The sequence below is a fragment of the Bradyrhizobium elkanii WSM2783 genome, from assembly GCF_000472865.1.
Lineage (GTDB): Bacteria > Pseudomonadota > Alphaproteobacteria > Rhizobiales > Xanthobacteraceae > Bradyrhizobium > Bradyrhizobium elkanii_A.
Window position 1 is genome coordinate 1 of the sequence record NZ_AXAP01000069.1, and the last position, 20,559, is coordinate 20,559.

Annotated in this window: 18 protein-coding genes; 10 read left to right on the plus strand and 8 right to left on the minus strand. The window is 65.0% G+C overall.

Features of this window, described 5'->3' with window-relative positions; genetic code table 11:
* Positions 1-321 precede the first annotated feature (321 nt).
* The 4 genes from YY7_RS0137250 to YY7_RS0137265 all read left to right on the plus strand — a co-directional run bounded on the left by YY7_RS0137250 (position 322) and on the right by YY7_RS0137265 (position 4,011).
* Complete coding sequence (locus YY7_RS0137250) at positions 322-609, plus strand: hypothetical protein (protein ID WP_155255477.1); 288 nt, start codon at positions 322-324, stop codon at positions 607-609.
* Positions 610-630: 21 nt separating this feature from the next.
* Positions 631-1,221 (plus strand): SCO family protein, encoded by a 591-nt coding sequence (locus tag YY7_RS0137255; protein ID WP_028167642.1) that lies wholly within the window; start codon positions 631-633, stop codon positions 1,219-1,221.
* Positions 1,222-1,289: 68 nt separating this feature from the next.
* On the plus strand, positions 1,290-2,207 hold the full coding sequence (locus YY7_RS0137260; RefSeq protein WP_028167643.1) for a transporter substrate-binding domain-containing protein: 918 nt from the start codon (positions 1,290-1,292) through the stop codon (positions 2,205-2,207).
* A gap of 163 nt (positions 2,208-2,370) precedes the next feature.
* Complete coding sequence (locus YY7_RS0137265; protein ID WP_028167644.1) at positions 2,371-4,011, plus strand: lysine--tRNA ligase; 1,641 nt, start codon at positions 2,371-2,373, stop codon at positions 4,009-4,011.
* Positions 4,012-4,167: 156 nt separating this feature from the next.
* Here YY7_RS0137265 and YY7_RS0137270 read toward each other — a convergent pair whose 3' ends face one another.
* On the minus strand, positions 4,168-5,100 hold the full coding sequence (locus tag YY7_RS0137270) for a 2-dehydropantoate 2-reductase (protein WP_028167645.1): 933 nt from the start codon (positions 5,098-5,100) through the stop codon (positions 4,168-4,170).
* A gap of 238 nt (positions 5,101-5,338) precedes the next feature.
* Here YY7_RS0137270 and YY7_RS0137275 point away from each other — a divergent pair, with 238 nt between their 5' ends.
* A complete protein-coding gene (locus YY7_RS0137275; RefSeq protein WP_245287534.1) occupies positions 5,339-6,121 on the plus strand; it encodes a class II aldolase/adducin family protein in 783 nt (260 codons plus the stop codon).
* 195 nt (positions 6,122-6,316) lie between these two features.
* Here YY7_RS0137275 and YY7_RS0137280 read toward each other — a convergent pair whose 3' ends face one another.
* Positions 6,317-7,528, minus strand: coding sequence for an NAD(P)/FAD-dependent oxidoreductase (locus YY7_RS0137280; protein ID WP_028167647.1), 1,212 nt, complete (start codon positions 7,526-7,528; stop codon positions 6,317-6,319).
* A gap of 53 nt (positions 7,529-7,581) precedes the next feature.
* Positions 7,582-8,238 (minus strand): S24 family peptidase, encoded by a 657-nt coding sequence (locus YY7_RS0137285; RefSeq protein ID WP_196237382.1) that lies wholly within the window; start codon positions 8,236-8,238, stop codon positions 7,582-7,584.
* 183 nt (positions 8,239-8,421) lie between these two features.
* Here YY7_RS0137285 and YY7_RS0137290 point away from each other — a divergent pair, with 183 nt between their 5' ends.
* Both YY7_RS0137290 and YY7_RS0137295 read left to right on the plus strand, forming a co-directional pair.
* A complete protein-coding gene (locus tag YY7_RS0137290) occupies positions 8,422-8,766 on the plus strand; it encodes a DUF952 domain-containing protein (RefSeq protein ID WP_028167649.1) in 345 nt (114 codons plus the stop codon).
* On the plus strand, positions 8,763-9,860 hold the full coding sequence (locus YY7_RS0137295) for a quinone-dependent dihydroorotate dehydrogenase (protein ID WP_028167650.1): 1,098 nt from the start codon (positions 8,763-8,765) through the stop codon (positions 9,858-9,860). Before YY7_RS0137290 ends, YY7_RS0137295 begins: the two co-directional genes overlap by 4 nt.
* Here YY7_RS0137295 and YY7_RS0137300 read toward each other — a convergent pair.
* The 5 genes from YY7_RS0137300 to YY7_RS0137320 all read right to left on the minus strand — a co-directional run bounded on the left by YY7_RS0137300 (position 9,832) and on the right by YY7_RS0137320 (position 15,026).
* Complete coding sequence (locus YY7_RS0137300) at positions 9,832-11,178, minus strand: MATE family efflux transporter (protein ID WP_028167651.1); 1,347 nt, start codon at positions 11,176-11,178, stop codon at positions 9,832-9,834. The two genes, YY7_RS0137295 and YY7_RS0137300, sit on opposite strands and share 29 nt — an antisense overlap.
* Positions 11,179-11,913 (minus strand): MBL fold metallo-hydrolase, encoded by a 735-nt coding sequence (locus YY7_RS0137305; protein WP_028167652.1) that lies wholly within the window; start codon positions 11,911-11,913, stop codon positions 11,179-11,181.
* 18 nt (positions 11,914-11,931) lie between these two features.
* Positions 11,932-12,237, minus strand: coding sequence for a DUF6460 domain-containing protein (locus YY7_RS0137310; RefSeq protein WP_028167653.1), 306 nt, complete (start codon positions 12,235-12,237; stop codon positions 11,932-11,934).
* A 99-nt stretch (positions 12,238-12,336) separates the two neighbouring features.
* Positions 12,337-13,989 carry an ATP-dependent DNA ligase gene (locus tag YY7_RS0137315; protein ID WP_028167654.1) on the minus strand — a complete coding sequence of 551 codons (1,653 nt, stop codon included), beginning with the start codon at positions 13,987-13,989 and terminating at the stop codon, positions 12,337-12,339.
* Positions 13,986-15,026 (minus strand): ligase-associated DNA damage response exonuclease, encoded by a 1,041-nt coding sequence (locus tag YY7_RS0137320; protein ID WP_028167655.1) that lies wholly within the window; start codon positions 15,024-15,026, stop codon positions 13,986-13,988. The genes YY7_RS0137315 and YY7_RS0137320 overlap by 4 nt, the downstream gene beginning before the upstream one ends.
* 144 nt (positions 15,027-15,170) lie before the next feature.
* Here YY7_RS0137320 and YY7_RS0137325 point away from each other — a divergent pair, with 144 nt between their 5' ends.
* From YY7_RS0137325 to YY7_RS0137335, 3 genes are all read left to right on the plus strand, one after another.
* The gene (locus YY7_RS0137325) at positions 15,171-16,097 is read left to right on the plus strand and encodes a class I SAM-dependent DNA methyltransferase (RefSeq protein WP_028167656.1); all 927 of its coding nucleotides are present in this window, start codon (positions 15,171-15,173) and stop codon (positions 16,095-16,097) included.
* Positions 16,098-16,379: 282 nt separating this feature from the next.
* Entirely contained in the window at positions 16,380-17,606 is a 1,227-nt protein-coding gene (locus YY7_RS0137330; protein WP_028167657.1) for an ABC transporter substrate-binding protein, read from the plus strand.
* Between the two features lie 212 nt (positions 17,607-17,818).
* On the plus strand, positions 17,819-20,554 hold the full coding sequence (locus tag YY7_RS0137335) for a ligase-associated DNA damage response DEXH box helicase (RefSeq protein ID WP_063623423.1): 2,736 nt from the start codon (positions 17,819-17,821) through the stop codon (positions 20,552-20,554).
* The last annotated feature ends 5 nt before the right edge of the window (positions 20,555-20,559 follow it).

A 20,559-nucleotide genomic window follows, 5' to 3' on the forward strand; every position in this document is an offset into this window, starting at 1 on the left:
TCGCCTCCCGCGGCGGCCTCACCCCGAGGATGATCTTCCTGCGCGGCAAGGCCCTGCAGGCCATGTTCCGGCCCTGCTACCTCGACGCCCAGGCCTCCGCCAACCGGGCGCGCTAGAGCATGATCCGGAAAAGTGTGAAGCGGTTTTCCGAAAAGATCATGCTCAAACAATAACCTAAAGCGCGATGATGATTCATCCTCATCTCATCGCGCTTTAGAGGCGCCGGTCGCCCTCTGCCGTCATGGCCGGGCTTGACCCGGCCATCCACGTTCTTGACGTCAAGGAAGACGTGGATGCCCGGGTCAAGCCCGGGCACGACGAGTGGCGATAGCTCCGAAATTCCCTCCACATGATGTGACGGCGCGCCGCAGCATTGCGCTTGCCGGGCGGCGGAACCGGGCTTATTTCAAGCACATGGTTCAGCCGGTTTCCGCCTCTCATGGAATGACCGCGCCGGCCTCGGCACAGGGCAAGGCGGCGTCCGCCATCGCCTGGGGTGCCGCGGGGCTGGGCGCGCTCGTCGTGCTGGGCGCGGGCGCGCTCTGGTTCCATTACGGCACGGCGGTGTTCTTTGAGACCATCGCGGCCGGCGTCTCGGCCTGTTTCTGATCCAATAAGAGGAATTTTTTCATGGATCGGACCACCCGCCCGCTCGTGATCGTGGCTGCCTTCGCCGGCAGCCTGGCGATTGGGCTATTGCTGTTGTTCTGGACGATGGGCGGCCTGCGCAGCATGACCACCCCGTCGGCGATCGGCGGCCCGTTCCAGCTCACCGACCAAGCCGGCCAGACCATCACCGACAAGAGCCTGAAGGGCAAGCCGACCCTGATCTTCTTCGGTTTCACCCATTGCCCCGACGTCTGCCCGACCTCGCTGTTCGAGATTTCCGAAGTGCTGCGGGCGATGGGCACGGACGCCGACAAGGTGAACGCCTATTTCGTCTCGGTCGATCCGGAGCGCGACACCGCGGCGGCGATGAAGGACTACCTCTCCAGCTTCGACCCACATCTGAAGGGCCTCACCGGCAATCCCGATGCCATCGCCAAGGTGCTGTCGGCCTATCGCGTCTACGCCAAGAAGGTCCCGCTCAAGGACGGCGACTACACAATGGACCACACCGCGCTGATCTATCTGATGGACCGCGACGGCAAGTTCGTCTCACCGTTCAACCTCAAACGCAGCCCGGAAGAAGCTGCGGCCGACCTCAAGCGCTATCTCTGAGCTAAAGCCTCGCATCATGCCCCGGATGGTCTATAAGGCCGTCCAATTCCGCAACATTGCCCGGCCGAATGCCTGATCAGACCGCCCCGCTCGACATCTCCCGTTCTATCCGCGCCATGGCCGGATGGCTGGTCGTGGCGGCGTTGGCTGTTTTTAGCGGCGCGGCGAATGCACAAACCCCACAGCTGCAAACGCCGCCGAAGCCGCCCGTCGAGGCGGCGCCGCAGGCGGTGCCCGGTTTCTGGGATCCGCGGCGGCGGCCTGAACGGCCGGATCTGTCGCGCATCACCGTGATCCGGTTCCTGACCGAAACCGATTATCCGCCGTTCAACTTCACCGGTCCTGACGGCAATCCGGCCGGTTTCAATGTCGACCTGGCGCGGGCGATCTGCGACGAGATCAAGGTCACCTGCACCATCCAGATGCGCCGCTTCGAGACGCTGGTGGATGCGCTCGCCACCAACAGGGGCGATGCCATCATCGCCTCGATGGCGGTGACGCCGCAATTGCGCACAAGGGTTGATTTCTCCGATCCCTATTACCGCGCGCCGGCCCGCTTCGTGTCCCAGCGCAATGCCGTGCTGCCGGAAGTGCGGCCGGAATATCTCGAAGGCAAGAAGGTCGGCGTCATCGGCGGCACCGCGCACGAAGCCTATCTGAAGGCGATGTTCACCGACGCCGAGCTCCACACTTATCCAAATGACGACGCGCTCCGGCAGGCGCTTCGCCGCGGCGAGGTCGATTTCATCTTCGGCGACGCGATCGCGCTCGCGTTCTGGATCAACGGCACCGATTCGGCCGAATGCTGCGCCTTCTCCGGCGGCCCCTTCGTCGAGAGCCGCTTCTTCGGCGAGGGCATCGGCATTGCGGTGCGCAAGGGCAACGACCTGCTCCGGCAGGCGTTGAACTGGGCGCTGTTCCGGCTCTGGGAAAAAGGCCGCTACACCGATCTGTGGCTGCGCTATTTTTCCGTCAGCCCGTTTTAGGAGTTTTCGTACTCCGTCATTCCGGGATGGTCCGAAGGACCAGACCCGGAATCTCGAGATTCCGGGTTCGATGCTGTCGCATCGCCCCGGAATGACTGTGTCTCACCGTCATTTTGCATTTTGCCGCGGAGGCCGTTAGTTTCCGCGGCCTTGGAGACCCCTGATGTCCGTGACTGACCTTGCCGCAAGCCCGAGCGACCTGCGTGCGCTCGCCGAACAATCCAACGCCTGGCCGTTCGAGCAGGCGAAAGCGATTGTCGCGCGGCTGAAAAAAAATCCGAAGGATGAGGTGCTGTTCGAGACCGGCTATGGCCCGTCCGGCCTGCCCCATATCGGCACCTTCGGCGAGGTCGCGCGCACCACCATGGTGCGCCACGCCTTCCGCGTGCTCACGGAGGACAAGATCAAGACGCGCCTGCTCGCCTTCTCCGACGACATGGATGGCCTGCGCAAGGTGCCGGACAATGTCCCGAACAAGGAGCTGCTGGAGCAGCACCTCGGCATGCCGCTGACGAAGGTGCCTGATCCCTTCGGCACGCATCCGAGCTTCGGCGAGCACAACAATGCGCGGCTGCGCGCCTTCCTCGATCAGTTCGGCTTCGACTACGAATTCGCCAGCTCGACCGACTACTACACCTCGGGCCGCTTCGACGCCGCGCTGCTGCGGATGCTGGAGCGGATCGAGAAGGTGATGGCGATCATGCTGCCCTCGCTCCGCGAGGAGCGCGCCGCGAGCTATTCGCCGTTCCTCCCGATCTGCCCGCGCACCGGGCTCGTGCTTTACGTGCCGGTTACCGCACATGACGCCAAGGCCGGCACCATCTCTTACGAAGACCCCGAGACGAAGGAGAGCGTCACGGTCCCCGTCACCGGCGGCCGCTGCAAATTGCAGTGGAAGCCGGACTGGGCGATGCGCTGGTATGCGCTCGGCGTCGACTATGAGATGGCCGGCAAGGACCTGATCGATTCGGTGAAGCTGTCGGGCAAGATCTGCGCGGCGCTCGGCGGCACGCCGCCGGAAGGCTTCAACTACGAGCTCTTCCTCGACGACAAAGGCCAGAAGATCTCGAAGTCGAAGGGCAACGGGCTCACAATCGACGAATGGCTGCGCTATGCCTCGCCGGAATCGCTGTCGCTGTTCATGTATCGCGAGCCGAAGGCGGCCAAGCGGCTCTATTTCGACGTGATCCCGCGCAATGTCGACGAATACCAGCAGTTCGTCGAGGCCTTCCCGCGTCAGGAAGGGCGGCAGCAATTGCAGAATCCGGTCTGGCACATCCACTCCGGCCATCCGCCGAAGGTGGACATGCCCGTCACCTTCCAGCTTCTGCTGACGCTGGTGTCGTCGTCGAATGCGGAGAATGCCGAGACCTTGTGGGGCTTCATCGGCCGCTATCGCCCGGGCGTGACGCCGCAGACGCATCCGAAGCTGGATGCGATGGTCGGCTATGCCATCAACTACTACCGCGACTTCGTCGCGCCCTCGAAGCAGTTCCGCGAGCCGACCGAGAGCGAGCGGGCGGCGCTGCAGGATTTGCGTGATGCGCTCTCCAACATGCCGCCGGACTCGACCGCGGAGGACATCCAGAACGTGGTCTACGAGATCGGCCGCCGCGAGCCGTTCCTCGATCCCGTGAAGAAGGGCAAGGACGGCCGCCCCGGCGTCTCGCTCGACTGGTTCAACATGCTCTACCAGGTCCTGCTCGGCCAGGAGAAAGGCCCGCGCTTCGGCTCCTTCGTCGCGGTCTACGGCCTCCAGAACGCCGTCAACATGATCGACGGCGCACTGGCAAGGTCGTCGTAGCTTTCTCAATTCGTCATGCGCGGGCTTGACCCGCGCATCCATCCAGCTTCGTAAGACTCTTGTGGTCGATGGATTGCCGGGTCAGGCCCGGCAATGACAGCATTGTTCGTGGCTCACCATCTATCTCGACCGCAATCGCGTTGCCCACGCTACGACCTACAGCTTACCGTCACGCAATCCATCGCTGGTCGCGCGCAACAGCGTCAGCACGAGGCCGTTGAGCGGCGTCGCCACGCCATGTCGTTCGCCGGCCGCGACGATCGCGCCGGTGAGCGCGTCGGCTTCGAACGGTCGGCCGGCGAGGCGATCGAAATACATCGAGGTGCCGGCGTCGGGCGGATAGGTAAGCAGCGTCGCCAGCATTCGCTGGGCCTCATCTGCCTCGAGGCGAGCGCCATCGGCGCGCCCGACCGCAACAGCCTCTTCGAGGATGGCAAGGCACAGCGCCTTGACGTCCTCGCGCCGGAACACCGCCTGCCGCAGCAGGGTCAGCGCGGTGATCGGATTGGCGACCGCGTTGATCAGGAGCTTTCGCCAGGCGAGCGTGGCGAAGTCGTCACTGCGCAGCACTCGCATGCCGGTTTCTTCGAGCAGGGCTTCGAACGCCCGTCCATCGGCATCGTCCGCGACCGTGAACTCATAGTCGCCGGCACGTCGGAAGCGAACGCGGTCCGGCGCCAATCGCTCGCCATTGTAATAGACGAGCGTGGGAATAATGGTTGCGTGTCCGGCCAATGGTGCCAGCCGGTCCTTGTGCCCGATGCCGTTCTGCAGGACCGCGATCCGGGTGCCGGCGCCGCAGAGTCTTGCAAGCCACGGCGCACTTGACGGCGTGTCCTGCGCCTTGGTGCAGAACAGCACCCAGTCCACCCGCGTCGCCTGCTCCGGATCGGTCAATGCGCGAAGCGGAACATCGATTGCGCCTTCCGCACGCTCGACCACGAGACGATCGAGCGGCCGCCTGACACAGGCGACCACATCGTGCCGGTCCGCCGCGCGCAACAGGCCGGCGATGATACCGCCGATGCTTCCGAGGCCGACGACGGCAATGGTCTTGCGATCCGGGTTTCCTTCAGTGCCAGCAGTCATCCGAAACAGGTCTCCTCATCCGTAACTGTAGGGCGAACATTGCCGGCTTTGCCAACGCAAACTGTGTCTTGCCGCGTTGTTCTATCGAAAACATGCTGCCAACTGCCGCCAATGCGCCGCGCCCGCCTCGCGAAATTGGGATAGTTGGTGCACGGTAATTGCAATCGGGGCGGCGGCAATTTGGGCTAGACTGCGCCAATAACAAGCCGCCAGCACCGGCGCGCAAGGGAGGATCAACATGCAGTTCAGGGTTTCACCGGACACGCTTACCGATCAGGGCGCCGCAGAGTGGCAGGCGCGCGTGGATCTCGCCGCCGCGCACCGGCTCGCCTTCATCCAGGGTTTCAGCGAGGGCATCTTCAACCATCTGACCTTCGTGGTGCCCGGCCGCAGCGACCGCTACTATCAGATTCCGTTCGGCATGCATTGGTCGGAGGTGACCGCTTCCTCTTTCATGGAAGTCGGCATCGACGATGCCGAGGTCAAGCGCGGCGAGGGCGAGGTCGAGCGCTCCTGCTATTGCATCCACGCCCCGATCCACAAGGCGCTGCCGCAGGCCAAAGCGGTGTTTCACACCCACATGCCGTTTGCCAGCGCGCTGACCCGGCTCGAGGATCCCCGCATCAAGGAGATCGGCCAGACCGAAGTCGGCATGGCCGGCAAGATCGCCTATGACGACGAATATGCCGGCCCGGCGCTCGATCCGGCCGAAGGCGCGCGGCTCGCCAGGGTGATCGGCGACAAGACCATTCTATTCATGGCCAACCACGGCATCTCGACCGTCGGCGAGACCGTCGCGGCGGCCTATGACCGGCTCTACTACATCGAGCGCGCCGCGCAGGTGCAGATCTATGCGATGTGGACCGGACAGCCGCTGAAGAAGCTGCCTGCTCCCGTGGTCGAAAAGACCATGCGCGATATCGGCGGCACCAGCCTCTACAAGGGCCCAAGCCCGGCGCAGCGGCACTTCGATGCGCTCAAGCGCATGCTGGACCGCAAGGAGCCTGATTACGCGACGTAAGCCGGCGAGGCTCGCGCACAACTACATCCTCTTGTCGTCCCGGCGCAGGCCGGGACCCATCCCCGCAGGCAGATGTGATGCGCTGAGGTGTAACCGCTCGTTCGCGCCACAACAGCTCCCTGTGGTTATGGGTCCCCGCCTTCGCGGGGACGACGAGAATGCTGAGTCTACGCGCGATGCTTCTGCAGCCGACGTTTACGATCGCACGGCCGGCGGCGCCTGCAGCGTCGGCGCCGCAGCCGCGAGAATCTCCGCACGATCACCGGTCCGCGGCGGATAGATCCGCACGTGATTGATGGTCTGCTTGGTCAATTTCGCGGCAGCCCCGCTGGTACGCACCTGGCGATCCCACCCTTCCGTGTACAAAGCCCCCCACGCGCCGAGATCGAGCACGGTGACATACCAATCAATATGAAGCGGCAGCATCGGCTGCCCGAACAGGTCGGCCACGACGTTATGGCCTGCGAAGCGGCCCATCGGCCGGGCGAACTGGCAGGACATCACGGAGGCGTGGACGCCGTCCACGAAACTGCAGGCCACATCGCCGGCGGCAAAGACATTTGTTGCACCGGTCACGCGCATGAATTGATCGACGATGACGCGACCATACCGGTCGCGTTCAACATCCAGCGCCTCAGCCAGCGGACTTGCGCGCATGCCCGCGCACCACACGACTGTCCGTGTCGGAATGATCTCCCCCGAACTGAGCGCGATGGCGTTCGGCTCGATAGCGGTAACCCTCACGCCCAGTCGCGTTTCGACGCCGAGCGCCAAGAGCGCCTCATTGATGACAGGGCGGGCATTATCCCCGATTGTGACGCCAACCGCGGGATTGGGGTCTATGAGAACGATGCGTTGCCCGTCGGTGACGCCGGCTCGATCGAGCTTGCCCGGCATCTCGGTTGCGACCTCAATTCCGGTGAAACCGGCGCCGACCACGACCACCGTGGAGCGCGCTTCCGATGGCGCCTCGGCGCCGAGCGCTGCGAGATGTGCGTCGAGCCGGACGGCAGCCGCATAGGAGTCCACGTCGAAGCCGTTGGCCGCGAGGCCGGCAATCGCCGGGCGCGCCAGTTCGCTGCCAAGCGCTAGCACCAGCCGATCGTAAGTCAAAACCTCCGGGCCGTCGCTCGCTGCGACGGTCACCTGCTGTTTGACCGCATCGATCGCTTGCACCTCGGCAAGTCTGTGAGCGACGCCGATGGGGTCCAGCACCTCGCCAAGCGGGATCGCCGCCTCGCTCAGGTCGACTTCGTAATTGCGGACTCGAATGTTGTGATAGGGATTGCGATCGATGACGAGAATCTCGACCTCGGCCGCCCGTCCAATCTCATCGCGCTTGCGCGCAGCCCCGATGGCAGCCCAGAGGCCGGCGAATCCCGCACCAAGGACAATAATGCGCGCCACAACAACCTCCTGTGATTATGGGTCCCTGCGTTCGCAGGGATGACACCAGAGAGTTACTGCCTCACCCACACGATCCGCGCGATCCAGGCGACGTCCTCGGCCGCGAGCGTGCGATCTGCTTCCGCCGGATTGAGCGACTGCAATTCGAGCGTCTTCGCCGTGCGGCGTTTGCACTCCTTCACCAGTATCTCGCCGTCCTTGGTTCGCACCACCACGCGATCGCCGCGGCGGATCGGAGTTGACGGCGACACCAGGATGATATCGCCCTCGCGGAAAACCGGCCGCAGCGTGTCGCCGAAGATTTCGAGCGCGAAGGCGTGCTCGTCGGGGACGGTCGGCAGCGCCACTTCGTCCCAGCCTTTGCCGGTCGGAAAGCCGCTGTCGTCGAAAGCATCGCTTGCCGACGCTTCGGCAAGGCCGATCAGCGGCACTGACGGGCCGCCGCGGCCGCCGCCGTCGCCGATCAACTGCACGAAGGTGTCGATGGACACGTTGGTCGCGGCGAGCGCCTTCGCGACCGATTCGGTCGAGGGCCAACGCTCGCGGCCGTCGGCGGTGATGCGCTTGGACTTGTTGAAGGTGGTCGGGTCCAGCCCGGCGCGCCGGGCAAGCCCGGACGGCGACAATCCGGCGCGCTCCGCCAGCCGGTCCAGTGCGGCCCAGACCTGGCCGTGGGTCAGCAGGCGCGATTGCTTGGGCGGTCTGACCATCGGAATTCCGCCGTTCTGATTTAGGAATTATTGCCGGAACCTGCGGCTTTCCGCAAATGTCCCCAATCGGCCCTGCTGTGGCGCTTGAGTTGCGCCACGGGCGTCGATACGGTCCATCGCTGGCCCGGCCAGCTTCGGGAAAACCCCAACAGACTCAAGCGTGAAGCATGGGACACCGGATAGGTGCGCACGATCTATAAAATCAGCCCTGCCTCAGCTTGGCGCGAGGCCGAGCGGGCCGGAGTGTATCGGGGTAGTGCCGACGATCTGCGCGACGGTTTCATCCACTTCTCCACCGCATCCCAGGTCGCCGGGACCGCGCGGAAGCATTTTTCCGGCCAAACCGGCCTGTTTCTAATCGCGGTCGACGCCGATGCGCTGGGTGACTCCTTGCGCTGGGAGCCTTCCCGTCACGATGAATTGTTTCCGCATCTCTACGGCGAGCTCGATCTCGGCGCGGTCACCGCGGTCTACGACCTGCCGGCGCGCGCCGACGGCACCCATGCGATCCCGGAGACGTTGCCGTGATCCGCGCCTTCGATGCCGTCTCGCTGCCGCTGCTGCGCTGGCTCGATCCGGAGGACGCCCACCGGCTGGCGATCCAGGGGCTGCGCTTCCTGCCGCCGATCCGCCAGCGGCCGGATGATCCGAAGCTCGCGGTGCGCGCGTTCGGACTGAATTTTCCCAATCCGGTCGGCATGGCCGCGGGCTTCGACAAGAACGCGGAGGCGCCCGACGCGCTGCTCAAGCTCGGCTTCGGCTTTGTCGAGATCGGCTCGGTGACGCCGCTGCCGCAGTCCGGCAATGCCAGGCCGAGGCTGTTTCGGCTTGAGCGGGATGAAGCCGTCATCAACCGCATGGGCTTCAACAACGACGGCGCGGCGGCGGTGTTGCGACGGCTCGCCGGCCGCGCCCATCTTTCCGGCATCGTCGGCGTCAATGTCGGCGCCAACAAGGATTCGCCGGATCGTACCGCCGACTATGTGAAGCTGATCGAGACTTTTGCGCCGGTCGCGAGCTACTTCACCGTCAACGTTTCCTCGCCGAACACGCCGGGCCTGCGCAATCTGCAGCAATCGGCCGCGCTCGATGATCTCCTGGCACGGGTCATCGAGACCCGGGAGCGGGTGCGGAAGAATGCCGGCGATTCGCCGGTGCTGTTGAAGATCGCGCCGGACTTAAGCCTCGCCGAGCTCGACGACGTCGTCCACATCGCGCGCTCGCGCCGGGTCGACGGCATGATCGTCGCCAACACGACACTGGCGCGGCCCTCTACCTTGCGCGAGCAGGCCCGTGCCAAAGAGCAGGGCGGTCTCTCCGGCCGGCCGCTGTTCCGCCTGTCGACGCGGATGGTGGCGGAGACTTACGTGCGCGTGGAGGGCGCGTTTCCGTTGATCGGCGTCGGCGGCATCGATTCCGGCGGCGCCGCGCTGACCAAGATCCGCGCCGGCGCCAGCCTGATCCAGCTCTATTCCGCGCTCGTCTATAAGGGCCTCGGCCTCGTCGATGATATCAAGCGCGATCTCTCCTCGACGCTCCTGCGCACCGGCCGCGACTCGCTGTCCGAAATCGTCGGCGCCGATGCCGCCACCATCACGGCCGAGGACTGGCCGGTCCGGTAGCGAACGACGCCTTGAACAGCGCCGGATAGCGCAGCGCTTCCAATCCGCCGCGCGCGGCGTAGTGCACCAGCAGCGCGGTCCACAGCCCGGCATTACCGAAGGGACGCAGCAGGAACCAGGCGGTGAGGAAGATCACGAGCGACAGCACCATCAGATTGCGCATGTCGCGCGCCCAGGTCGCGCCGATATAGACGCCGTCATAGGCGAAGGCGAACACCGCCAGCAGTGGCGACAGGATCACGAACAGCAGGAACGCGCGCGCGGCCTGCCGCACCTCCGTGTTCGCGGTCATGATATCGATCAGAACAGGCCCGAACAGCGCGAATGCCGCCATCACTGCGAGCGCAAACGCAAAGCCCCAGACGATGACCAGCCGCACCGCGCCAGCAAACGCATAGCGGTCGCGCGCGCCATAGGCGCGGCCGCAGAGCTGCTCGGCGGCATTGGCGAGGCCGTCGAGGAAGAAGGCGCTGACCAAAAGGAAATTGTTCAGCACCGCATTCGCCGCCAGCGTGACGTCGCCGGCGCGGGCGCCTTGCGCGGTGAAAAACAGGAACGCGGTGATCAGTGCCGCGGTGCGGATCATGATGTCGCGGTTGACGGCGAGCATCCGCATCAGTTTTTCGCGCGCAAACAGCGTGCCCGGCAGGAGGTCGAGCTTTCCTCCCGTCAGATGCCGCGCAATGAGGATGCCGAGCAACAGCCCGGCCGTTTCCGCGATCACAGCGGCGATCGCCGCGCCGGCGATGCCGAGATTGAACACCAGCACCAGCAGTATGGTCGCCGCCATGTTGACGACGTTGATCGCGATCTGCGTCGACAGCGCCAATGTCGCCCGCGCCTGGCCGATCAGCCAGCCGAGCACGACGTAATTGGCGAGCGCGAGCGGCGCCGACCAGATGCGGATCAGGAAATAGGTCTTTGCCGCCGCCGTCACGCCTTCGCTGCCGCCCATCGCGGCGAGCAGGATCGCGGCCAGCGGCCCCTGCAGCACGATCAGCGCGGCGCCGATCACCGCCGCGACGATGAAGCCGCGCACCAGGATCGCACGCAATTCCTGCGTCTCGCCGGCGCCGAGCGACTGCGCGGTGAAGGCAACCGTGCTCATGCGCAGGAACGCGAACAGCCAGAACATGCAGTCGAACAGCACGGAGGCCATCGCGACCCCGCCGAGCAGCGCCGCATCGTCCAGCCGTCCGATCGCCGTGGTGGAGACGATCCCGATCAGCGGCGTCGTCAGGTTCGCGATCATCGCCGGACCCGCGATGGCGAACACCTGCCTGCTCGTGACCTCAGCGGATGGTTTTGGTGCGTGCATCTAGAACACCATCACCATGCCGTCGCAGGCGGCGGTGTAGGGCAGCTCGTCCACGCGGCCGAGCATGTCGTCGCTCATGTGGGTCAGCACCAGCCGCTTGGCGCCGATCTCGGGCAGATGCGCTTCCAGCGTCGTCAGGCTGAGATGGTTCTTGACGATCTTGTCGTAGGTATAGGCTTCCGCGATGAACAGGTCGGCATTGCGCGCCGCCGGGATCAGCGTCTCCGTCCATTCGGTGTCGGCGCTGTAGGCAATGACGCGGCCCTCGGTCTCGATCCGGTAGGCCAGGAACGGTCCGCCGGATTCGCCATGCACCACCGGATAGGGCGTCACCGTCACCGCGCCGAAGCTGCGGCTTTGCTCGGGCACCAGCGGCACGACGGAGAGCTCGAAACGCTGTTTCGTCTTCGACGAATGTTCGAACAGCGCCTCCATTACCTGTGGCAGCCGCGTCTCGATGCCCTCAGGCCCCGCGATCACCAGCGGCCGGCTGCGCCGCGAGAACTGTGCATCGAGCAGGAAGAACGGCAGGCCGGCGAAATGGTCGCCGTGGAAATGCGTGATCAGGATCAGATCGATCTCATCGCGCACGATGTCGAGGCGCTTCATGGCCGGTAGCGAGGATGCGCCGCAATCGATCAGGAAATTGGCGCTGTTGCCGGTGACGTGGAAGCAGGTGTTGTACCTGCCGCCGGAGCCGAAGGCGTCGCCGCAGCCGATAAATCGCAGTTGCATCGCCCCGGCCCGCGCCAGCTAGCGGCCGCGCGGCGTGCCGAACAGCCGCGACAACAGCCAGACCGGGATCACGATCACAGCGCCGAGCAGGAAGTAGCGCCACAGCCAGTTGATGGTGTCGAAGCCGAGGTCCCACAGCCGCTGGAACAGCAGTTGGATGCTGTGGATGATATTCCAGGGATCGAATCCGACCGCGGCGAGCACGACGCCGACCAGGATCGACAAGAGGATCAGCCGGAAGGCGACCGACAGCGGCGAGCCGCCGAGAAAGCGGTACAAACCGTCATTCTGGCTGGCCGGCAAGTCACGGACGTCGTCGGGCATTGCTGTCTCCTCGCGGGTGTGCATCCGCATTATAGGCAAGGCGATGCACATGGGGAACCCGCGCCGCGCCGTCAATGCTTATCATCCACGGGCGGAACCTTAATTTGCCGTCACACTCTTCAGCATCCGCTCCAGCGTCTCCAGCCGGTCGGCCTCGCGTGGCGGCTTGTCCCAGCGCAATCGGTTGATGCGCGGAAACCGCATCGCAACGCCCGATTTGTGCCGCGGCGAGCGCGCCAGACCCTCAAAGGCCACTTCGAGCACCAGGCCCTGGTCCGGCTCGTGCACGACATGGCGGACCGGGCCGAATTTCTCGGTGGTGTTGCGACGAACGAAGCGGTCGATCTGCAAGAGTTCCTCATCGGTGAAGCCGAAATAGGCCTTGCCGACCGGCACCAATTCGTCGCCCGCACCGCCATTGGTCCAGACACCGAACGTATAGTCGGAATAATAGGACGAGCGCTTGCCGTGGCCGCGCTGCGCATACATCAAGACAGCGTCGATGATGTGCGGATCGCGCTTCCACTTCCACCATTGGCCCTTCGGCCGGCCCGGCAGATAGGGCGCATCGCGCCGCTTCAGCATCACGCCCTCGACCGCTTCCGCATCCAGTCCCGCGCCCGCGCCGGCCGGATCGGCACGCGCCGCGGTCAGCGCGGGCCAATCGGCGAAGGGGACGGTCGGCGACAGGTCGATGCGCGGATCGGCGAGCTTCCTGATGAAGGCTTCCAGATGCGTGCGGCGCTCCTCGAACGGCAGTTCGCGCAAATCGTTCTCGTCGTCGCCGAGCATGTCATAGGCGCGCAGATGGATCGGATAATCCTTCATCAGTTTCGGCGAGACGACCTTTCGGTTCAGCCGCTGCTGCAGCACGTTGAAGGTCTGCACCCGCCCGTCGCGCAGCACCAATAGCTCGCCGTCGATCGCGCCGGGCAGATGCAGCGACGGCAGCAAATCCGGAAAGCTTTTGGTGATGTCCTCGCCACTGCGCGAATAAAGCCGCGCCTGCAAGTGCCCGCGCTCGTCGCGGCCTGAGACGGCCTGCACGCGGATGCCGTCCCATTTCCATTCGGCGATGAAATCGGCCGGATCGAGAGCGGCGAAATCCGCATCCTCGATCGCATGCGCCAGCATCACCGGGCGGAACGGCGCCGGGTCGCGATTGACGGGCTTTTCGGCCCGGCCCTCCAGCCAGGCGAACAGATCGAGATAGGGCGGCGCCAGCCCCGGCCACATCAATTCGATATCATGCGGATCTTTCTCGCCGAGCGCCGCGGCCGCGGTTTTCGCGAGCCGCGCCGAAATCCCGATCCGCATCGCGCCGGTGACGAGCTTTAACAGCGCCCAGCGCCCGGTCTCGTCGAGCTCGTCCAGCCAGCGCGCGAGCTGCGCGGGCAACTCGGTCTTGCCAAGCGTGCGCAGCCGCGTGACGACCTCGGTCAGCGTTGGCGGCGGCGGATTGTTGTGGCCGACGAGCGCCACCTTCGGCCACATCAGCGCCACGGTCTCGGAGAGATCGCCGACATAATCATACGAATATCCGAACAGCACGGGATCGGTGCGCTCCATGATCAGGTCGCGGATCAGGCCCGGCTTGGCGTGCTTGAACGACAGCGCGCCGGTGAGTGCCGCCAGCGCGTAGCCGCGGGCGGGGTCCTCGGTGTCGCGCAAATAAGCCGTCAGCAGCTTCAGCTTGTTGTTGCGGCCGGGCTCATAGGCGAGGCGGTCCAACAGTTCGGCGAAACGGTTCATGCCTCGCCTTCCTCGCCGTCGAGCACGACTTCGGTCTCCTCTTCATCGCCATAGCCGACGAGATCGAGCGGCCGCGCGGCAAGCCCCTTGCTCTTGCACCAATGCACCAGCGCGTCTTCCTGACCGTGCGTCACCCACACCTCGCCGGCGCCGGTCGCGCCGATCGTCGCGGTCAGCCCGTCCCAATCGGCATGGTCAGAGATCACCAATGGCAGCTCGACGCCGCGCTGCCGCGCGCGGGCGCGCACCCGCATCCAGCCGGAGGCAAACGCGGTGACCGGGTCGGGAAAGCGCCGTGTCCAGATGTCGGAGGTCGCGGTCGGCGGCGCCAGCGTGATGGTGCCGGCCAGCTCGGCCTTCTTCATGCCGCGCACCGGGCGCAGCTCGCCGAGCGCAATCCCGCGACTTTCGTAGTAGCGCGTGATCTTCTCCATCGCGCCATGCAGATAGATCGGCGCGTCATAGCCGGCCTCGCGCAATAGCGCGATCACGCGCTGCGCCTTGCCGAGCGAATAGGCGCCGACCAGATGCGCCCGCTCCGGAAACAGCGCCACCGATGCCAAGAGCTTCTTCACCTCATCGGCCGCATCGCCGTGCCGGAACACCGGCAGGCCGAAGGTCGCCTCGGTGATGAAGACGTCGCAGGCCACGAGCTCGAACGGCGTGCAGGTCGGGTCCCGCGCATCCTTGTAGTCGCCGGAGGCGACGATGCAGAGATCCTTGCAGGAGACCGCGATCTGCGCGGAGCCCAGCACGTGCCCTGCGGGATGGAATTTCACCTTGATGTCGCCGAGCCTGACCTCCTCGCCATAACGAACCGCCTGCGTGGAGCCGGCGAAATTGTCGCCATAGCGCAGCCGCATCATGTCGAGCGTCTCTTGCGTCGCCAGCACCGCGCCATGGCCGGCTCGCGCATGGTCGGAATGGCCATGGGTGATGACCGCGCGCTCCACAGGGCGGACCGGATCGATATGAAAGCCACCCGGTTTGCAGCAGAGACCGGCAGCAACTGGCAGCAGGATGTCTTGCGGACGCATGCCGCAGTATATAAGCCGGCTTAACCCGATTTTTAGCCGTCATGCGCGGGCTTGACCCGCGCATCCATCTCTCTAAAGATTCCATCTTTCTATTGATGGATTGCCGGGTCGAGCCCGGCAATGACGGAACTGGTTCCCCAAGCGATGTCCGGACGTCTCTTCCTGTCCTCCGGCGATCTCGTTGCCGACCGCCGCTATGAATTCGCGCGCGATTTGCAGTTGCGGGGTGATCTCGCCGCCGCCGCCGACCTGCTCGAGCAGGCGATCGAGCTCGCACCGAACTTCGTCTCCGCCTGGTTCGTGCTCGGCGAGATCCGCCAGGAGCTCGGCGAACGCGAGGCGGCGATCACCGCCTTCCGCCGCGCCCGCGACGCCGACCCACAGGATCATCACGGCGCCAGCCTGCATTTGATGCAGCTCGGCGCGGAAGGATTGTCCGACATGCCGAAGGCCTATGTGCAGGCGCTGTTCGATCAATACGCGCCGCGCTTCGACGAGGCTTTGAAGCGCGATCTCGGCTATTGCGGCCCCTCGCTGTTGTTCAAGGCGGTGCTCTCGGCGCGCGCCGCCGCGAAGAAGCCGGCCTTTTTCAAGCGCGGCATCGATCTCGGCTGCGGCACCGGGCTCGGTGCTGCCGCCTTTGCCAAGAACGTCGATCGCTTCATCGGCATCGACCTCTCGCCGGGCATGATCGAGCAGGCGCGCGCCACCGGCCTCTATGCCGAGCTCGAGGTCCAGGACATGCTGAACGGGCTGCGCGCCAGGGATGACGCCAGCGCCGATTTCATCCTCGCGGCCGACGCCATGGTCTATGTCTGCGACCTCGCGCCTGTTCTGGCGGAGGCTGGACGCGTGCTCGCACCCGGTGGCGCCGTCGCCTTCACCGTCGAGACGCATGATGGCGACGGCATCGTGATCGGCGAGGGACTGCGTTATGCGCACGGCGCGTCCTACATCGGCGCCGTGATCGAGGCCGCAGGCCTGAACTTATCGGCGCTGCAGCCCGCCTCCACGCGCAACGAAGGCAAGGTGCCCGTCCCCGGCCTGGTGGTGGTCGCAACTAAGGTGTGAGCTCTCTTCGCCTCTCCCGCTTGCGGGAGAGGTCGGCGCGTAGCGCCGGGTGAGGGCTCTCTCCCCACGGCAAGTCCCATCGCCGAGACACCCTCACCCCGCCCTCTCCCGCTGCGGGAGAGGGAGTGCAGTCGCCGTCGCGAACAAAACTTGAGTCTAGACGCTACCCTTTCCGTCGCGCGGAACTGTTCGAGCGGCATTGCGTCGCAAAGGCAAAAGTTCGGTATTGCCGAGCCAAGCGGAATGTTGATCATTGTTGTCGTCTAGGGAGAGACAACAACAATGAAGAAGCAAACCAGGCGCGAATTCTGCGCCACCGCCATCAGTGCGTTCGCCGCATCAAGCCTGTCCGCACCCTATCTCTGGGCCGCCGAAAAGAAATATGATCCGGGCGCCAGCGACACCGAGATCAAACTCGGCCAGACCGTGCCGCATTCCGGCCCCGGCTCGCTGTATGGCGTGCTCGGTCGCGTCGGCGAGGCCTATTTCCAGATGCTGAACGAGAAGGGCGGCATCAATGGACGCAAGGTCAAGTTCCTTACCATGGACGATGCATACAGCGCGCCGAAATGCGTCGAGGCAACGCGGCGCCTGGTGGAGCAGGAGGAAGTGCTGGCGCTATACGGCTCGCTCGGTACCGCGCCGCAGACCGCCGTGCACAAATATCTCAATTCCAAAGGCGTGCCGCAGTTGCTGCTCAACACCGGCGCGTCGAAATGGAATGACCCGAAGAATTTCAAATGGACCATGGCCGGCCTGCCGCTCTACCCGACCGAGGCCCGCATTCTGGCCAAACACGTCGTCAGCGTGAAGCCGGACGCGAAAGTCGGCATCCTCTACCAGAACGATGATTTCGGCCGCGACTTCTTAGGGCCCTTCAAGAAGGTGCTGGCGGATGCCGGCGGCAAGGCGCAGGTCATCATGGAGCAGACCTACGATCTCACCGATCCGACCGTCGATTCCCAGCTCATCAATCTCTCGAAATCCGGCGCCGATGTCTTCTACAACATCACGACAGGCAAGGCGACGTCGCAGTCGATCCGCAAGGTGGCCGAGCTCGGCTGGAAGCCGCTGCATCTGCTCTCGGCGGGCTCGACTGGCCGCTCGATCCTGAACGCCGCGGGGCTTGAGAACGCAACCGGCATCGTCGCGATCCGCTACGCCAAGGAAGTCGGCGTGCCCCGCTTCGAGAAGGATCCGGACGTGCTCGCCTTCGAGGAGCTGCGGAAGAAATATCTGCCCAATGTCGATCCCGACAACACGATCGCCTTCGCCGGTTACGGCCAGGTCGCGACCATGGCCGAAATCCTGCGCCGCTGCGGCGACGACCTCACCCGCGCCAATGTGCTGAAGCACGCGACCACGCTCGCCGGCTTCCACTCGCCCTATTTCCTCGACGGTATCAACTACAGCTACACGCCCGAAGACTACACGCCGATGAAGACGCTCTACATCTCGATCTTCAACGGCAAGGACTGGGACATCTCCGACAAGCCCGTGACGGAGTAGGCATCCCCACTGTCGTCTCCGCTCCGCTGTCGTCCCCGCGAAGGCGGGGACCCATAACCACAGGGAGGAGTTGTGGCGCGCAAGCGGTTGCAGCGGAGCGCACCAGAGAGGCCTGGTTATGGGTCCCGGCTCAAGGCCGGGATGACGGTGGTGGGACTGGCAGACGACTGGCACCCCTCGACGAAGTGCCCCCGAAGGCATAGCTCTACCCGGTGCCCGTCCTGACCCAGCCCGCGGCCCCGACCGAGGCCGAATCCCTCCTGCCTCTCCGCTTCCAGAAATGGTTCGCGGGCCGCGGCTGGTCGCCGCGCGAGCATCAGCTCGCGCTGTTGGCGAAGGCGCGCGAGAACCGCTCGGCATTGCTGATCGCGCCGACCGGCGCCGGCAAGACACTGGCAGGATTTCTGCCGACACTGGTGGAACTTAGCGCCGGTGTTCACCTCGCCCTGAAAGAGGGAGGTCGACACCCGAAGGGTGGCGGGTGGGGGTCAGCCACAGGCACGGAGCAAGTGGCGGACCCTCACCCCAACCCTCCCCCTTTCAGGGGGAGGGAGAATGGCCAGCTCGCTAGCGGAGAGGGAGCGATCTCGCATGCCGCACGCTCGAACCCCTCGCGCTCCAGCCTCATCTCCACCGGCCGCAGCGTGAAGCGCACCGGCGGCCTTCACACCCTTTACATCTCCCCGCTGAAAGCGCTCGCCGTCGACATCGCGCGCAACCTTGAGGCGCCCGTCGCCGAGATGGGGCTGCCGATCAAGATCGAGACCCGCACCGGCGACACGCCGGTGTCGCGGCGCCAGCGGCAGCGGCGCTATCCGCCGGACATCCTGCTCACCACGCCCGAGCAGCTCGCGCTTTTGCTCTCGTCCGATGACGCGCCGTTCCTGTTCTCCTCGCTGAAGCGCATCGTGCTCGACGAACTGCACGCGCTGGTGACCTCCAAGCGCGGCGACCTGTTGTCGCTTGGTCTCGCGCGGCTGTGGCGGCTCGCGCCCGAGATGCGTGCGATCGGTCTGTCGGCAACGGTCGCCGAGCCGGAACAGCTCGCGCGCTTCCTGGTGCCGCAGCAGCCGGCCGCGCAAATCGCTGCCGATGTCGTCACCGCCGGCGGCGCGGCGCCGCCGATCGTCGAGATGCTGGATACGCGCGAGCGTCTGCCGTGGGCCGGCCACACCGCGCGCCATGCCCTCGGCGAGATCTATGAATTGATCAAGCAGAACAAGACCACGCTGGTGTTCGTCAACACGCGCAGCCAGGCCGAGATGCTGTTCCAGGATCTCTGGCGCATGAACGACGATGGGCTGGCGATCGCGCTGCATCACGGCTCGCTCGACGTCGCGCAGCGCCGCAAGGTCGAGGATGCGATGGCGGCCGGCCGGCTGCGCGGCGTGGTCTGCACCTCCTCGCTCGATCTCGGTGTCGACTGGGGCGATGTCGACCTCGTCATCAATATCGGTGCGCCCAAGGGCTCGTCGCGATTGATGCAGCGTATCGGCCGCGCCAATCACCGTTTCGACGAAGCCTCGCGCGCCGTGCTGGTACCGGCGAATCGCTTCGAGGTGCTGGAATGCCGCGTCGCGATCGACGCGATCGCCGAGAATGCGCAGGACACGCCGCCGCTTCGGTCAGGCGCACTCGACGTGCTGGCGCAGCATGTGCTTGGCTGCGCCTGCGGCGAGCCGTTCTTTTCCGATGAGCTGTATGACGAAGTGCGGACGGCGGCGCCCTATGCCGCGCTGGCGCGCGCCGATTTCGACGACATCGTCGATTTCGTCGCCACCGGCGGCTATGCGCTGAAGACCTATGAGCGCTTCGCGCGCATCAAGCAGGACAAGCAGGGCCGCTGGCGCGTCGCCAATCCCCGCGTGCGGCAGAGCTATCGCCTCAATGTCGGCACCATCGTCGAGGAAACCATGCTGAAGGTACGGCTGGTGCGCTCGCGCGCCGGCGGCACCGGCTCGACCGGTGCGCTCGGCCGTGGCGGCCGCGTGCTGGGCGAGATCGAGGAAGTCTTCATCGAAGGCCTGGTGCCCGGCGACACCTTTGTGTTCGGCGGCGAGGTGGTGCGCTACGAGGCACTGGTCGAGGACCAGGTCTATGTCTCCCGCGCCAACGACAAGGATGCAAAAGTGCCGTCCTATATGGGCGGCAAATTCCCGCTCTCCACCTACCTCGCCGAGCGCGTCCGCAAACTGCTCGATGATCGCCGGGCGTGGAATGCGCTGCCGGACCAGGTCCACGAATGGCTATCGCTGCAGAAGGATTTTTCCCGCGTGCCGGCCGTGCGCGAGCTCCTGGTCGAAACCTTTCCGCGCGGCAACAAGCATTATTTGGTCTGCTATCCCTTCGAGGGCCGGCTCGCGCACCAGACGCTCGGCATGCTCCTGACGCGGCGCATGGAGCGCGCCCGCACCCGGCCGCTCGGCTTCATCGCCAATGAATATGCGGTTGCGATCTGGGGGCTCGGCGACCTCTCTTTTATGATCCGGCACGGCCAGCTTGACCTCAACGCGCTGTTCAATCCCGACATGCTCGGCGACGATCTTGAAGCATGGCTCGCCGAATCGGCGTTGATGAAGCGCACCTTCCGCAATTGCGCCATCATCTCAGGGCTAATCGCGCGTCGCCATACCGGAGAGGAGAAATCGCGGCGCCAGGTGCTGTTCTCGACCGACCTTGTCTATGATGTGCTGCGCAAGCATCAGGCCGATCATGTCCTGTTGCGCGCGGCCCGTGCCGATGCCGCAACCGGCCTGCTCGATCTGCGCCGGCTCGGCGATATGCTCGCGCGGATCCAGGGGCGAATCACGCACCGGGAACTGGAGCACGTCTCACCGCTCGCGGTTCCAGTGATGCTGGAAATCGGCCGCGAGTCAGTTTATGGCGAAGCATCCGACGAGCTCTTGGCGGAAGCCGCCGACGAACTCGTGAAAGAGGCGATGTCATGAGACAT